Source organism: Curtobacterium herbarum (assembly GCF_016907335.1).
Lineage (GTDB): Bacteria > Actinomycetota > Actinomycetes > Actinomycetales > Microbacteriaceae > Curtobacterium > Curtobacterium herbarum.
In genome coordinates this window covers 2037341-2051839 of sequence record NZ_JAFBBT010000001.1, presented here as the reverse complement: position 1 = coordinate 2051839, position 14499 = coordinate 2037341, and the positions used below count along the sequence as shown (strand labels likewise).

Annotated in this window: 12 protein-coding genes and 1 tRNA gene; 5 read left to right on the top strand and 8 right to left on the bottom strand. The window is 71.1% G+C overall.

The genetic code is table 11. From position 1 onward, the window contains the following. Positions 1 to 371: 371 nt before the first annotated feature. The 6 genes from JOD51_RS09835 to aceE all read right to left on the bottom strand — a co-directional run bounded on the left by JOD51_RS09835 (position 372) and on the right by aceE (position 8154). Positions 372 to 1616, bottom strand: a complete 1245-nt coding sequence (locus JOD51_RS09835) for a beta-ketoacyl-[acyl-carrier-protein] synthase family protein (RefSeq protein WP_204608096.1) — start codon at positions 1614 to 1616, stop codon at positions 372 to 374. Positions 1617 to 1704: 88 nt separating this feature from the next. Then, positions 1705 to 1953, bottom strand: coding sequence for an acyl carrier protein (locus tag JOD51_RS09830; RefSeq protein ID WP_058741348.1), 249 nt, complete (start codon positions 1951 to 1953; stop codon positions 1705 to 1707). A gap of 83 nt (positions 1954 to 2036) precedes the next feature. Continuing rightward, the gene (locus tag JOD51_RS09825; protein ID WP_204608095.1) at positions 2037 to 3155 is read right to left on the bottom strand and encodes a beta-ketoacyl-ACP synthase III; all 1119 of its coding nucleotides are present in this window, start codon (positions 3153 to 3155) and stop codon (positions 2037 to 2039) included. Then, on the bottom strand, positions 3152 to 4096 hold the full coding sequence (locus JOD51_RS09820; RefSeq protein ID WP_204608094.1) for an ACP S-malonyltransferase: 945 nt from the start codon (positions 4094 to 4096) through the stop codon (positions 3152 to 3154). Before JOD51_RS09820 ends, JOD51_RS09825 begins: the two co-directional genes overlap by 4 nt. A 79-nt stretch (positions 4097 to 4175) precedes the next feature. After that, a complete protein-coding gene (locus JOD51_RS09815; RefSeq protein ID WP_204608093.1) occupies positions 4176 to 5399 on the bottom strand; it encodes a PucR family transcriptional regulator in 1224 nt (407 codons plus the stop codon). A gap of 10 nt (positions 5400 to 5409) precedes the next feature. Then, positions 5410 to 8154, bottom strand: a complete 2745-nt coding sequence (gene aceE / locus JOD51_RS09810; protein WP_204608092.1) for a pyruvate dehydrogenase (acetyl-transferring), homodimeric type — start codon at positions 8152 to 8154, stop codon at positions 5410 to 5412. Between the two features lie 243 nt (positions 8155 to 8397). Here aceE and JOD51_RS09805 point away from each other — a divergent pair, with 243 nt between their 5' ends. Both JOD51_RS09805 and JOD51_RS09800 read left to right on the top strand, forming a co-directional pair. After that, positions 8398 to 8886 carry a peroxiredoxin gene (locus tag JOD51_RS09805; RefSeq protein WP_204608091.1) on the top strand — a complete coding sequence of 163 codons (489 nt, stop codon included), beginning with the start codon at positions 8398 to 8400 and terminating at the stop codon, positions 8884 to 8886. Positions 8887 to 8974: 88 nt separating this feature from the next. Next, positions 8975 to 9904, top strand: coding sequence for an alpha/beta fold hydrolase (locus tag JOD51_RS09800; protein WP_204608090.1), 930 nt, complete (start codon positions 8975 to 8977; stop codon positions 9902 to 9904). Here JOD51_RS09800 and JOD51_RS09795 read toward each other — a convergent pair. Then, positions 9897 to 10847, bottom strand: a complete 951-nt coding sequence (locus JOD51_RS09795) for a L,D-transpeptidase (RefSeq protein ID WP_204608089.1) — start codon at positions 10845 to 10847, stop codon at positions 9897 to 9899. The two genes, JOD51_RS09800 and JOD51_RS09795, sit on opposite strands and share 8 nt — an antisense overlap. Before the next feature lie 174 nt (positions 10848 to 11021). Here JOD51_RS09795 and JOD51_RS09790 point away from each other — a divergent pair, with 174 nt between their 5' ends. Both JOD51_RS09790 and JOD51_RS09785 read left to right on the top strand, forming a co-directional pair. Next, on the top strand, positions 11022 to 12074 hold the full coding sequence (locus JOD51_RS09790; RefSeq protein WP_204608088.1) for a nitroreductase family protein: 1053 nt from the start codon (positions 11022 to 11024) through the stop codon (positions 12072 to 12074). Further along, entirely contained in the window at positions 12071 to 13645 is a 1575-nt protein-coding gene (locus JOD51_RS09785) for a phenylacetate--CoA ligase family protein (protein ID WP_259557080.1), read from the top strand. Before JOD51_RS09790 ends, JOD51_RS09785 begins: the two co-directional genes overlap by 4 nt. A gap of 59 nt (positions 13646 to 13704) precedes the next feature. On the opposite strand, the gene JOD51_RS09780 is transcribed toward JOD51_RS09785, so the two are convergent. After that, entirely contained in the window at positions 13705 to 14259 is a 555-nt protein-coding gene (locus JOD51_RS09780; RefSeq protein ID WP_204608087.1) for a lipoprotein, read from the bottom strand. A gap of 77 nt (positions 14260 to 14336) precedes the next feature. Here JOD51_RS09780 and JOD51_RS09775 point away from each other — a divergent pair. Then, a tRNA-Val gene (locus JOD51_RS09775) sits at positions 14337 to 14409 on the top strand. Positions 14410 to 14499 lie beyond the last annotated feature (90 nt).

The window sequence follows — 14499 nt, the reverse complement described above, 5'->3', positions numbered from 1 at the left end:
AGCGACGGTTCGTGACCAGTCGGCGAGAGGTGAGCGGGGCGGCGTGACCGCTCGGGGGGGGGTACCTCGGCTGACGTGCCGGCCCCGGCGGGCGACCCCGACTGACGTGCCGTCCTGGGCGGGCGGGGTTGTCGGCGTGTGCCGTCGGGTGGGCGCGCCCGGCTCGTGTCGCCGAGTGGTCACGTTCTGTCGGTTGCGGGCCTCCGGAGCGACGGTTCGTGACCAGTCGGCGGAGGTGAGCGGGGTGTTGTGACCGCTCGGGGGATACCAGCCAGCCCGCCGGCCCGCCCGCTCGGGAGAGGCTCGCCACCCCCGGACGGACAGGAGGCCCGCCCCGCGACGCGGGACGGGCCTCCAGACCGACAGGTGGATCAGACGGAACGGAACGCCACCACGGCGTTGTGCCCACCGAACCCGAACGAGTTGCTCACCGCGAGCAGGTCGCCCTGCGGCAGGTCGCGCGGCGCGGTCGCGACGTCCATCACGATCTCCGGGTCCTGCTCGGTCAGGTTGATCGTCGGCGGTGCGACGCGGTTCTCGAGTGCGAGGACGGTGAAGACCGCCTCGATCGCGCCGGCACCACCGAGCAGGTGCCCGGTGGAGGCCTTCGTGGCGGACACGACGACGGAGTCGAGGTGGTCGCCGAAGACGCGACGCATGGCGTGGTACTCGGCGACGTCACCGACGGGGGTCGACGTCGCGTGTGCGTTGACGTGTGCGACGTCCTCGCGGCTGGCGTCGGCGTGCTCGAGCGCCATGAGGACGGCACGGGCGGCCGCGGAGCCCTCGGGGTCCGGCGCGGTGATGTGGAACGCGTCCGAGGTGATGCCGGAGCCGGCGACCTCGGCGTAGATGTGCGCACCGCGGGCCTCGGCGTGTTCCTTCGTCTCGAGGATCAGCGCGGCGGCGCCGTCGGCGAGCACGAAGCCGTCACGGGTGACGTCGTACGGGCGGGACGCGGTCTCGGGGGAGTCGTTCCGACGGGACAGCGCCTGCATCGCCGCGAACGAGGCGAGCGGCAGCGGGTGCAGCGCCGCCTCGGCGCCACCGGCGATGACGATGTCCGCGTCACCGAAGGCGACGTGACGGTAGGCCTCGGCCAGGGACTCCGTGGAGGAGGCGCAGGCGGAGAGGTAGGTACGGGCGCCACCACGGGCGCCGAACTCCATCTCGATGGCTGCGGCGGGGCCGTTCGCCATGAGCATCGGGACCGTCATCGGCATGACGCGACGCGGGCCCTTCTCGCGGAGGGTGTCCCAGGCGTCGAGGAGCGTGTTCACGCCGCCGATGCCGGTCGCCCAGTCGACGATGAGACGCTCGGGGACGACGGACTCGGCGTCGATGCCGGCGTCGGCCCAGGCTTCGCGCGCCGCGATGAGCGACAGCTGCGAGGACGGGTCGAGCCGCTTCGACTCGGGACGGGTGAGCTGGTCGGTGACGAAGCGACGCGCCTGACCGGCGAACTCGACGGGGAGCTCCAGCTCGGCGTAGCGCGGGTCTTCGATGCGGCTGATGCCGGACTCACCGGCGAGCAGGGCCGCCCAGGATTCCTTGGCGGTCGCAGCGAGGGGACTGATCGCACCGATCCCGGTGACGACGACGGTTCTCTTGGTCATGAACGACGGTTCTTTCTGCGAGGGACAAGACGAGCGCCGCGGGCCATGACTGGAGGGTCAGCAGCCCGCGGCGCTCAGGAAGCTCGTTTCAGGCCTGGGCCTTGACGATGAAGTCGACGGCGTCGCCGACGGTCTTGAGGTTCTTGACCTCTTCGTCGGGGATCTTGACGTCGAACTTCTCTTCGGCGTTCACGACGATGGTCATCATCGAGATGGAGTCGATGTCGAGGTCGTCGGTGAACGACTTGTCTGCGGCGACGGTGTCGGTAGCGATACCGGTCTCGTCGTTGATCAGCTCGGCCAGGCCGGCGAGGACTTCTTCGTTGGACAGGGCCATGAGTGTTCTCCTTGAGGGGGGTGTCGTTTGACCGTGGGACAGCCTAGGGCACGGGCCGCGCCCGCGCCCGGAGGCGCGTGGGACTAGGGGAGGACGACCACCTGCGCGCCGAACACGAGTCCGGCGCCGAACCCGATCTGCAGGGCGAGTCCGCCCGACAGTTCCGGGTGCTCGGCGAGCAGGCGGTGCGTGGCGAGCGGGATGCTCGCGGCGGAGGTGTTGCCAGTGGTGGTGATGTCGCGGGCGATGGCCACCGTGTCCGGGATGCCGAGCTGCTTCGCGAACTCGTCGATGATCCGGATGTTCGCCTGGTGCGGCACGAACGCGGCGAGCTGGTCGGCGCGGACGCCGGCCGCCTCGAGCGCCTGGCGGGCGACCTTCACCATCTCCCAGACGGCCCAGCGGAAGACCGTCTGACCGGCCTGGCGCATGGTCGGGCGGGGTGCGCCGGCCTCCCACTCGTTGTAGGTCGCGGTCATGCCGATCGCGTCCCACTTCGAGCCGTCGGAGCCCCAGATGCTCGGGCCGATGCCGGCGGTCTCGCTCGGACCGACGACCGCCGCGCCCGCCCCGTCCCCGAGCAGGAACGAGATCGAGCGGTCGGTCGGGTCGACGACGTCGCTGAGCTTCTCCGCGCCGATGACCAGCACGTGGTCGGCGATGCCCGACTTGATGAACGAGTCGGCCTGGGCGATGCCGTACGCGTACCCGGCGCACGCGGCGCTGATGTCGTACGCGGCAGCCGGCGTGGCGCCGATCCGCTCGGCGAGCAGCGAGGCCAGCGACGGCGTGGCGACCGAGTGCGTGACGGTGGCGACCAGGACGACACCGATCTGGTCGGGCGTCAGGCCGGCCTTCGCGATCGCTTCGCGCGCAGCCGTCTCGGCCAGGTCCACCGCCTCGACGTCGCGTCCGGCGCGCATGCGGGTGACGATGCCGGTGCGCTGACGGATCCACTCGTCGGAGGAGTCGATCGGTCCGATCAGGTCCTCGTTCGGGACGGCGTTCTCGCCGCGCGCGGCGCCGAACGCGAGGATCCGGGTGAACTCGTGGCCGCGTCGCTGCGACAGGACCGGTCGGGCGACGGACGGGAGGCCCGTGGTCGCGTCGGTCCCGTCGGTGTCGGTCGTGCCGCTGGTCGCGCTGGTGCTGCTGGCGTCGGCGGTGCCGCTCGTGTCGGCGGTGCTGCTCGTGTCGGTCATCGGGTGCCCTCGGTGGTGTCGGCGGCGGCGCTCTGGAGCAGCTCGACCGCGGCGGGCAGGTCCTCGGGCGTCTTGATCGCGACGGTCGGTGTGCCGCGGAGCCCGCGCTTCGCCAGGCCGACGAGCGCGCCGGCCGGAGCGAGCTCGATGATCCCGGTGACCCCGGCCTGCTGGAACGAGGCCATCACGGCGTCCCAGTGCACGGGGTTGGCGATCTGCCGGACCATGAGGTCGACGAAGTGACGGCCGTCCGTGACGCGCGAGCCGTCGGCGTTGGTCCAGAGCGGCAGGGTCGGGTCCTGCACGGTGGCGGCAGCAGCGACCGGGGCGACCCGGTCGACCGCGGGGGCCATGAAGCGGGTGTGGAAGGCGCCGGCGACCGCGAGCGGGATGACCCGTGCCTTCGCGGGCGGCTCGGCGGCGAGACGCGCGATCGCCTCGGCCGGTCCGGCGACGACGGTCTGTCCGCCGCCGTTGTGGTTCGCGGCGGTCAGGCCGAGCGACTCGAGGGCGGCGGCCAGTGCGTCGGCGTCGCCGCCGAGGACGGCGGCCATCGAGGTCGGCTCGAGTGCGGCGGCGGCGGCCATCGCACGGCCACGCTCGGCGACCAGTGACACGGCGTCGGTCGGCGTGAGGACCCCCGCGACGGCGGCGGCGGTGAACTCGCCCACCGAGTGACCGGCGACCCCGCCGACGAGGTCGCGGCGACCGTCGGCGAGCAGGGCGTCCGCGGTCACGAGTCCGGCGGCCACGATGAGCGGCTGCGCCAGGGCGGTGTCCTTGATGGTGTCCGCGTCGGAGTTCGTGCCGTGCTCGGCCAGGTCGACGCCGATCGCCTCGGACCACTGCCCGACTCGGTCACGGACGGCGGAGTCCTCGAGCCAGGGGGCGAGGAAGCCGGGGGTCTGGGAGCCCTGTCCGGGCGCGACGACGACGATCACCGGTCAATCCTGTCTGCCCGTCCCCGCAGGACCCGTGTGGACTCCCCACACGGATTCGACGGATGCGTTGTAGGAACCCCTAGCGGCGGGTCGGACGACGGCGGGTGGACGCCGACTCGGACATCGCGCCGAGGATGAGCGCCGACTGCACGATCAGGGCGTCCCGGGCGTGTGTGGCGTCCCAGCCGATGACGTCGGCGACGCGGCGGAGCCGGTAGCGCACGGTGTTCGGGTGCACGAAGAGCTCGCGTGCCGTGGCCTCGAGCGAGCGCCCGGTGTCCAGGTAGCACCAGAGCGTCTGCAGCAGCTCGGTCGACTGGTCCTTCAGCGGGATGTAGATCCGTTGCACGAGTGCCGACCGGGCAAGCGGGTCGCCGGCCAGTGCCCGCTCGGGCAGCAGGTCGTCCGCGAGGGCCGGTCGGGGTGCCCCGCGCCAGGCCCGGGCGACCGCGAAGCCGGCGAGTGCGGCCTTGGCGCTGGTCGAGGCGTCGACCACACCGGGGACCTCGTTGCCGAGCACCAGGTGGCCCTCGCCGAACAGCGGTTCCAGCTCCTGCGCGATCGACATGAAGGAGACCGGCTCTTCGCCCTCGGGCACGTCGTCCCGCGGGGTGGACCGCCCGATGACGACGACGAGGCGGGAGCCCTGCACGCCGATGAGCACGTCCGCGTCCTGGTGCCGCGCCGTCCGACGGACCTGGTCCACCTCGAGCTGCTTCGGGGCGGTCCCGACGAGCACCGCGACCTCACCGTGCCCGTGCCAGCCGAGGGCGGCGATGCGGGACGGCAGTTCGTCGTCGTACTCGCCCGACAGGATCGAGTCGACCACGAGGGCCTCGAGCCGGGCGTCCCAGAGCCCACGGGCCTCGGCCGCACGGGCGTAGACGTCGGCCGCGGCGAACGCGATGTCGCGCGAGTACTTGAGGATCGCCTCCTGCAGCATCTCGTCGTCGGCGGCGCGTTCCTCGACGACGGTCACCACGACGCGGATGAGCTGCAGGGTCTGCTGCAGGCTCACCGAGCGCAGGAGCTCCCGTGGCGCCGAGCCGAACACGTCGGCCGCGGCGATCCACGGGGTCGACGCACTGCCCTCGAGCCAGGAGATGAACGACGTGATGCCGGCCTGGGCCACCATGCCGACCGCCGAGCGTCGGCCCGGCGGCATCTCGCTGTACCAGGGGAGTGTGTCCTCCAGCCGCTTGATGGTCGCGGTCGAGAGTTCGCCCGACACCTGCCGGAGCCAGGAGAGCGCCCGTGCCCGGTCGTCCTCCTGCGCTCCGGCAGCGTCGGTGCGGGGTGTCATCACCAGCGGTTCAGCTCTCGCCGCCCGCGCTGCCGGTCGTTCCGGCGGTCACGTCGTGCAGGCGGTACTTGTCGATCGCCTGCTGCAGGACCGAGGCGTCGAGCTTGCCCTGGCGGACCAGCTGCTGCAGCGTCCGCACGACGACCGAGGGGCCGTCGATGTGGAAGAAGCGGCGTGCGGCCGGACGGGTGTCCGAGAAGCCGAAGCCGTCGGCGCCGAGCGTGGCGTAGTCGGTCGGGACGAACGGGCGGATCTGCTCCTGCACGGCGTGCATGAAGTCGCTGACCGCCACGACCGGGCCCTCGGTGTCGAGCAGGCGCTCGGTCACGTACGGGGTGCGCGGCTGCTCGTTCGGGTTGAGGAACGCGTGCTGCTCGGCGTCCACACCGTCACGGTAGAGCTCGCCCCAGCTGGTGACGCTCCAGACGTCGGCGGACACGCCCCAGTCCTCGGCGAGGAGCTGCTGCGCCTCGAGGATCCACGGCACGGCGACACCGGACGCGAGCAGCTGGGCCTTCGGGCCGTCGTGCTCGCTGGCCTTGAGCAGGTACATGCCCTTGACGATGCCCTCGACGTCGACGCCCTCGGGCTCGGCCGGCTGCACGAGCGGCTCGTTGTAGACCGTCAGGTAGTACATGACGTTCGGGTCGTCGTGCGACGGGGTGCCGTCCTCGTTCGTGCCGTACATGCGGTCGAGGCCGGTCCGGACGATGTGGCCGATCTCATACCCGTACGCGGGGTCGTACGACACCACGGCCGGGTTCGACGCCGCGAGGAGCGGCGAGTGGCCGTCGGCGTGCTGCAGACCCTCACCCGTCAGGGTGGTACGGCCGGCGGTGGCGCCGATCATGAACCCGCGGGTCATCTGGTCACCGGCGGCCCAGATGGCATCGCCGGTGCGCTGGAAGCCGAACATCGAGTAGAAGACGTAGACCGGGATGAGCGGCTCGCCCTGCGTCGAGTACGACGTGCCGACGGCGGTGAAGGCCGCCATCGCGCCGGCCTCGTTGATGCCGACGTGGATGATCTGGCCCTGCGGGCTCTCCTTGTAGGCCAGCAGGAGCTCACGGTCGACCGACGTGTAGTGCTGGCCGTTCGGGTTGTAGATCTTCGCGGTCGGGAAGTACGCGTCCATCCCGAACGTGCGCGCTTCGTCCGGGATGATCGGGACGACGCGGTTGCCGAAGTCCGGCGAGCGGAGCAGGTCCTTCAGCAGACGGGCGAACGCCATCGTGGTGGCGACCTCCTGCTTGCCGGAGCCCTTCTTGACGACCTGGTACTTCGACTCGTCCGGCAGGTTGACCTGCGTGTACTTCGTGCGACGCTCCGGCACGTAGCCACCGAGTTCACGGCGACGCTCGTGCATGTACTGGATCGCCTCGTCGTCGTTGCCCGGGTGGTAGTACGGCGGCGTGTAGGGGTTCTCCTCGAGCTGGGCGTCCGTGATCGGGATGCGCATCTCGTCGCGGAACTGCTTGAGGTTGTCGAGCGTGAGCTTCTTCATCTGGTGGGTCGCGTTGCGGCCCTCGAAGCTCGGGCCGAGGCCGTAGCCCTTGACCGTCTTCGCCAGGATGACGGTCGGCTGGCCCTTGTGCTCGCTGGCGGCCTTGAAGGCGGCGTAGACCTTGCGGTAGTCGTGGCCACCGCGCTTGAGGTTCCAGATCTGGTCGTCCGAGTAGCCCTCGACCAGCTCGAGCGCCTTCGGGTCGCGCCCGAAGAAGTTCTCGCGGACGTAGGCACCGTTCTCGGCCTTGTACGTCTGGTAGTCGCCGTCCGGCGTCACGTTCATCAGGTTGAGCAGCGCGCCGTCGGTGTCGCGGGCGAGCAGGTCGTCCCACTCGCGGCCCCAGACGACCTTGATGACGTTCCAGCCCGCACCGCGGAAGAACGCCTCGAGCTCCTGGATGATCTTGCCGTTGCCACGGACGGGTCCGTCGAGGCGCTGGAGGTTGCAGTTGATGACGAAGTTCAGGTTGTCGAGACCGTCGTTCGCGGCGACCTGGAGCTGCCCGCGGGACTCGACCTCGTCCATCTCGCCGTCACCGAGGAACGCCCAGACCTGCTGGTCCATGGCGTCCTTGATGCCGCGGTTGGACAGGTACTTGGCCTGCTGCGCCTGGTAGATCGCGTTGATCGGACCGATGCCCATCGACACGGTCGGGAACTGCCAGAAGTGCGGCATCAGGCGCGGGTGCGGGTAGGACGACAGCCCGCCGCCGCTGTGCGACTTCTCCTGACGGAAGCCGTCGAGCTGGTCCTCGCTCAGGCGACCTTCCATGTAGGCGCGGGCGTACATGCCGGGGGAGGCGTGGCCCTGGAAGAAGACCTGGTCGCCGCCGGACGGGTGGTCCTGCGCGCGGAAGAAGTGGTTGTAGCCGACCTCGTACATGGCGGCGCTCGACGCGTAGGTCGAGATGTGGCCACCGACCGAGATGCCGGGTCGCTGCGCGCGGTGCACCGTGATGGCCGCGTTCCAGCGGATCCACCGACGGTAGCGACGCTCGAGCTCTTCGTCGCCGGGGAACTCGGGCTCGTCCTCCGGCGCGATCGTGTTGACGTAGTCGGTCGTCGGGACCATCGGCACACCGAGGTGCAGCTCGTTCGAGCGCTTCAGCAGGCTCTGCATGATCTCGCGAGCCCGCTGGTGTCCGTGGGTCTGGACGAGGCCGTCGAGGGACTCACGCCACTCGGCGGTCTCCTCCGGGTCCTGGTCCGTTCCTGCGGTGCTGCGCGGGTCCTGGTCGTTCACCGTCACCGTTGACCTCGTTCGTTCTCGTGGTGGTGGACATGTCGGGCCGTCGGTGGTCGGATCACGACCGGGGACGGGCCGCGTCCACTCTAGGCCCCTGCACCGACGCTCCCGCTGACGGCGGCGCGCACCGGACGCCACTTGCGTTCGGACGGCGTCGGCGTAGCATGGCCGACCGTGCGTCCGCGACCGGTGGACGTGTGGAACCGTAGGGCACACCCAACGCCCTGGGAGAGAAGCACCCCAACGATGGCTCTGGAGATCGGCTCACTCGCGCCGGACTTCGAGCTCCCGAACCAGTTCGGTGAGCACGTCCGACTCAGCGACCACCGCGGCCACCGCCCGGTCGCCCTCGTCTTCTTCCCCCTCGCGTTCTCGTCCACCTGCACGGACGAGCTCTGCACCCTGCAGGACAACATCGCGATGTTCCAGGACCAGCGCATCGAGCTGATCGGCATATCGGTCGACTCGAAGGCGACGCTGCGGTCCTTCGCGCAGGTCAACGGGTACGACTTCGAGCTGCTCGCGGACTTCTGGCCGCACGGTGCCGTCTCGAAGGAGTACGGCGTGTTCCTCGAGAAGAAGGGCTTCGCGACCCGCGCGACCTTCGTCATCGACGTGGACGGTCGCATCAAGGCCTCGATCATCTCCGAGCCGGGCGTCGCCCGTGACGTGACCGAGTACCGGGCAGCCCTCGACCGGCTCGCGGCCTGTGCCGCACCGGTCCCCGTCGCCTGACATCCCGTCGGCTGGACCGCCGACCCCTCCACGACGGGGTCGGTTCCGAACTCCGGGTGACGTCACGAGACGTCGGACTGGAGGCACGGTGAGCGTCACCGACACCGGCGCGGTCCCACAGGTGCGGACCGTGCACCCGGACGCGTACGCGCCGTACCCCGTCGTCGACGACCCCGATCGCTGGGGCCTCACGACGACGACCGTGCCGTCGAGCGCCGGCCCGACGGTGGTCCACCACCGACCCGGTCCCCGCCCGCTGCTGTTCCTGCACGGTGTCGCCGGGTCGTGGACCACGTGGACGCCGCTCCTGTCCGCAGCCGACGGCGTCGCCGGGCGGGGCCTGGTACTCGTCGACCTACCGGGCTGGGGCTCCTCGCCCGCACCGGCCGTCCCGCTCGACGTCGACGAGTCGTCGCAGGTGCTCGTCGACGTGCTCGACGCGCTGGGACTCGACCGGGTGGACGTCGTCGGCCACTCCATGGGGGCCTTCGTCGGCCTCCACCTGGCGGTCACCAGGCCGGAGCGGGTGCGCTCCCTCGGCCTCGTCTCCGGCACCACCTTCGCCACCGCGGCGGCCGCGCGGCGGCCGGTCCGCGCCCTGCGGACGCTGCCGGCCTTCACGCTCCTGCGTGCCGGGCTGGGCGTGACCCGGGGAGCCGCTCGGGGCCTCCTCCGCGGACTCGCCCGGATCGGGCTGCTCCCGCTGCTCGCCGGACCGGTGTTCGCCGCCGTCCGGCAGCTGCCGGCGAGCGTGCTGCAGGCGTTCGTCGACGAGTTCCGGCCGGCCGGGTTCCTCGGTGCGGCCCGCTCAGCCGCGCACTACGACACCGGACGCTGGTCGGCGGTCCGCTGCCCGGTCGTGGCGATCGCCGGGCGGCAGGACGTGTTCGCGCGGGTGGACGACCTCGCGCGTCTCCGCGCCGTCCTGCCGGACGTCCGCACGGTCCTGGTGGAGGACTGCGGGCACTTCGCGCACGTCGAGCGCCCCGACGCGGTGGTCCGCGAACTGTTCAGCTGAACTCGATCGGCGTGCCGATCGGCAGCGTCGCGAGCGCCTCCGTCATCGCAGCCGTGATGCGGACGCAGCCGTGGGACGAGCCGTTCGGGTCCGGGTAGAAGTGCAGCGCGGTGAGGGCCGCGTTGCCGCCGTACCCGGACAGCTTCGACGAGTGCGCACCGGTCAGCGAGATCGGGTGCCCCTGCGTGTACGGCACCTGCGGGTCGACGTAGTTCGCCTCCATGTAGGTCTTCGTGTCCGCGGGGGTCGGGTCGTCGGGGGTGCCGAGCCGTGCGGTCTCGCTCGTCTCGACGGTGCCGTCGCGGTGCACGATCGCGATGGTGGAGGTGGCGTTGTCGATCCGGACCTCGCGGTCGATGCGCGCGAACGTGAAGTCGGCGGCGCGGGCCCAGGCGAACGTCGAGCTCGGGGCCTCGGCGACCCCACCGTCGCCGGGCGTCCGGTTCCGCGACGGCGTCGACACGAGGACCATGCCGCCGTCCCGACCGGCTGATCGACCCCACACGGCGGTCGCGGCCGGCGTGTTGATCGTCGACACCGACGAGGACAGCGTCGCGACCGGGGCAGCGTCGGCGTCGGGCGCGGCGTAGAGCGGGACGAGGGGCACCTTCGGGGTCGCGGTCGTCCACCGGTTCCGGGCGTCGACCTGGGAGCCGTCCAGGAGCTGGCCGATCACGGCGTCGTGGAACGCCAGGGGCAGTGCGGCGAGGGCCTCGGCCGACGGGCGGTCGGGGACCGCGGGCAGGGGCGTCCGCGAGGGGGTCGGGGTGGGAGTGGGCGTGGCGGAGGCGACGGCCGCGGTGGTGGTGGGGCGGGCCTCCCGGCCGGAGTCGGCGAGCGACCACGCGACCGTGCCGGCGGCGACCACGACGGCGAGCGCACCGGCCCCGACGATCCACCAGCGTCGGGCGTTCCCTGGCGGTGGTGCTGACGGTTCCGTCATCGAAGTCCCCGTTCCCCTGTCCCCGTGGTGCTGATCTCCGACGGCGGCCTGGTCCGCGGTCGTTCCTCCACAGCATCCCAGACGTCCCTGCGTCGTCCACAGGCATGCCACGTCGAGCATGGGTGCGGAAGGGCGGTGCGTATGCTCGCGGCAACGACCACCGAGGGGGAACCGATGGCCACACCGTGGACCGGCATCATCGAGGACGCACGGCACTACCCGTCGCCGCACAACTCGCAGCCCATCGTGCTGCGGGTGGACGACGACCAGACGGCGACCGTGTTCTACGACCTGCGGCGGGGACTGCCGGCGGAGTCCTTCGGCATCCCGTTCGGGCACGTCTGCGCGGGCGTCTTCCTCGCCGGGCTCGATCTGGTCGCCCGGGCGCACGGCTTCGCCGTGACCGAGTCGCTCGACCACGCCGAGATGGACTTCAGCCGGGTCGACCGTGACCCGGCGGACCACCTGCACCGGCTGGGCAGCGTCGCGCTCACGCCGCACCCGGCGACGGCTGCCGACCGGGAGGCCCTGCACGGCTTCCTCGCGCGGCGCACCTCGCGCAGGCCCTACGACGCGACCCTCGTCGATGACGACGCGATCCGGGCCTCCGAGGCGATCGCCGCGCAGGCAGGACACCGGTTCCGGACGACGGCGGACCGGGCGACGGTGGACGAGATCGTGCGGGTGAACCAGGCGACGCTGTTCGACGACCTGCGGAACGACGCGGTGCACACCGAGATCCTGCACTGGCTGCGGTTCTCGAAGCGCCAGGCGGCCGACACCGGTGACGGGCTGTCCGCCGAGACGATGCTCATGCCCGGGCCGGTGCTCAAGTTCGCGATGGAGCACCGTGGGCTGTGGGAAGCACCCGGCATCGGTGCCACGTTCAAGAAGGTCTACCTGTCGACGATGCGGGGCGTGCGGCAGCTCGGGTGGCTCGAAGGGCCGTTCGGGTCGCCGGCGGAGTACGTCGAGGCGGGTCGGACGTTCATGCGGATCTGGCTCGACCTCGATGCGCGGGGGATCGCCCTGCACCCGTTCGGCACCGTCATCACGAACCCGCGGTCGCACGCGGCGTTCGTCGAGCGTGCCGGGGTGGACGAGTCCGACGGGCGGATGGCGTGGATGCTGTTCCGCTTCGGTCGGAGTGCGCCGCCGCCCCTGGCGCACCGACGACCCGCGTCGGCGATGACGCTCACCGCGACTGCGGACGGCGGCGCCTCGTGAAGCGCGCGGCGGTGTTCACGGTGGTGTGGGTCGTCGAGGCGGTCGTCGGACTGTTCATGCCGCGGGTCGGGACGCACAAGTTCCTGCTCGCGCCGGGCATCGAGCCGCTCCGCTGGACCCTCGGGCGGTGGCGTGCGTGGCGGACGGCGGAGCTCGCGGCGAAGCGGGTGCCCGCGTACCGGGCGTTCCTGGCGGGCGCGGGGCGTTCCTCCCGTCTGGACACGCGCAGCGGGATCGCCGCGGCGTTCTCGGGGCTGCCGGAGATGGACAAGGAGTCCTACGTCAAGCGGTGGAGCATCCCGGAGCGCTGTCTCGACGGGCGGCTGCCGCGACGCGGTGTCGTCGTGGACGAGTCGTCCGGGTCGTCGGGTGTGCCGACGAGCTGGGTGCGTGGTCCGGACGAGCGCCAGGCGACGCGGCAGCTGCTGCAGCTCGGGTTCGCGCGGACCTCGAAGGAACTGGCGAAGCAGCCGTTCGTGCTGAACGCGTTCTCGCTCGGTGCGTGGGCGACCGGTATGAACGTCACCGCGTCACTCACCGAGTCGACGATGATCAAGTCGATCGGGCCGGACCGCGACAAGATCGTGCAGACGATGCAGGAGTTCGGCACGGGCTTCACCTACGTCATCCTCAGCTACCCGCCGTTCCTCAAGGCGCTGTTCGAGGACGACCGGATCGACTGGCGCGAGTACACGATCGTCGCGGCGTTCGGCGGCGAGGGCATCAGCGAGAACATGCGCACCCACATCGAGCAGTACGCGCACACCGTGCTCGGGTCCTACGGGGCGAGCGACCTCGAGATCAACCTGGGCATCGAGACCGGCTTCTCGGTGGCGTTGCGGAAGGCGGTCGCCGCCGACCCGGCACTGTCGAGCGCCCTGACGAAGCAGTCCGAGTACGGCGTCCTGCCGATGGTCTTCCAGTTCAACCCGTTCGGGTACCTCATCGAGACGAACGACCGCGGCGAGCTCGTCGTCACCATCGCCCGCTCCGAGAACATCAGCCCCCGGATCCGGTACAACATCCACGACCGCGGACACGTGGTGCGGATGCGCGACCTGAAGCCCGTGCTGCGGGCGACCGGGCACGAGGACCTGCTCGCCGAGGCCGAACTCGACCTGCCGCTGCTGTTCCACTACGGTCGCTCGGACCTGTCCGTCGACTTCAACGGTGCTGTCGTCGCGCCCGATGCCGTGCGGGACGTCGTCTACGGCGACCCGGTCCTGCTCGAGGCCGTCGAGAACCACCGGCTGATCAGCTACGAGGACGACCACGGCAACCGTCAGCTGCACATCGCCTTCCAGCTGGCCGCATCCGCCGAGTCCTTCGACGCCGATCGAGCCCGGCCCGCGGTCGTGGACGAGCTGCGCCGACTCAACCGCGACTTCTCGAACGCGATTCGCACCGCGCCGGACGGCACCCTGCCGACCGTGGCGTTCTACCCGTACCGGACGGGGCCGTTCCGTGAGGACGGTCGGAAGCTCAAGAACGAGTACGTGTGGCAGCTCGGACCCGGCGCGGTGGACGAGTGGGACCTGGACCTCGGGTGGGTGGCACCGAAGGACGCCTGAGGAGGTCGGTACGGGGAGGTCGGTCCGGGGAGGTCGGTCCGGGCTGGCGCCGCTGTGCGTCAGTGGTACTGCGGCGGCCAGTCGAACGGTGCCGGCCGGTGCGGGACCTCGCCGATCGTCGTGACGTCGAGCCCGATCTGCCGCAGGTTCGTCAACTCGATGGACCGTGGGTTGCCGAAGTACCGCTTGCCGTCGACCCAGACCGTCAGCTCACCACGCAGTCCGCCGACGTGTGCCGGCCCGAGGGAGACACCCCACTCGTCGAAGAACTGCCCGAGCGTGAACGTCCGGCGGGTCGGGGACTCGACGTGCAGGATCCCCGACGTGTCGTGCGTGTGCAGCTGGGCGGCGAACCGCTGCGACTTGGAGTGTCCGACGTTCGCCGGCACCACGACCGGGGTGTCGCCGTCCGTGATGGTCAGGTGCGTGTGGACGTGCTCGGCCAGGCGTTCGCCCCAGACGTTCTCGAGCCCCGCCTCCTGGGCCCGGTGCGCCAGGTCCGTCGGACGTGGCCACGGGGGCGCGACAGAAGTCGTGTCGGCACCGGGGGCCGAACAGCCGGTGAGCAGGGCGACGAGGACAGCGGCGACGACGACGGCGGGGGAGCGGCGCATGCGGCCGATCGTAGTCACGGACTCGGCATGGCTCTCGGCGCACCGGTAGGATGTGGGGCGCACCGGATCCGGTGCTGGGGCCTTTAGCTCAGCTGGTAGAGCGCCACGTTTACACCGTGGATGTCGTCGGTTCGATCCCGGCAGGGCCCACCGACCAGCAGCACTCGATCGGCTCGTCAGTCCGTCCGGTGGGGATCCCGAGCCTCCACAGGCGTGCCGGATTCGTGCTCTGAGCGGCGC

Excerpts from the sequence above, each read along its gene's own strand:
- JOD51_RS09835 (WP_204608096.1), bottom strand. The coding sequence starts at position 1,616 with ATGACCAAGAGAACCGTCGTCGTCACCGGGATCGGTGCGATCAGTCCC.
- JOD51_RS09830 (WP_058741348.1), bottom strand. The coding sequence starts at position 1,953 with ATGGCCCTGTCCAACGAAGAAGTCCTCGCCGGCCTGGCCGAGCTGATC.
- JOD51_RS09825 (WP_204608095.1), bottom strand. The coding sequence starts at position 3,155 with ATGACCGACACGAGCAGCACCGCCGACACGAGCGGCACCGCCGACGCC.
- JOD51_RS09815 (WP_204608093.1), bottom strand. The coding sequence starts at position 5,399 with ATGACACCCCGCACCGACGCTGCCGGAGCGCAGGAGGACGACCGGGCA.
- JOD51_RS09805 (WP_204608091.1), top strand. The coding sequence starts at position 8,398 with ATGGCTCTGGAGATCGGCTCACTCGCGCCGGACTTCGAGCTCCCGAAC.
- JOD51_RS09795 (WP_204608089.1), bottom strand. The coding sequence starts at position 10,847 with ATGACGGAACCGTCAGCACCACCGCCAGGGAACGCCCGACGCTGGTGG.
- JOD51_RS09790 (WP_204608088.1), top strand. The coding sequence starts at position 11,022 with ATGGCCACACCGTGGACCGGCATCATCGAGGACGCACGGCACTACCCG.
- JOD51_RS09780 (WP_204608087.1), bottom strand. The coding sequence starts at position 14,259 with ATGCGCCGCTCCCCCGCCGTCGTCGTCGCCGCTGTCCTCGTCGCCCTG.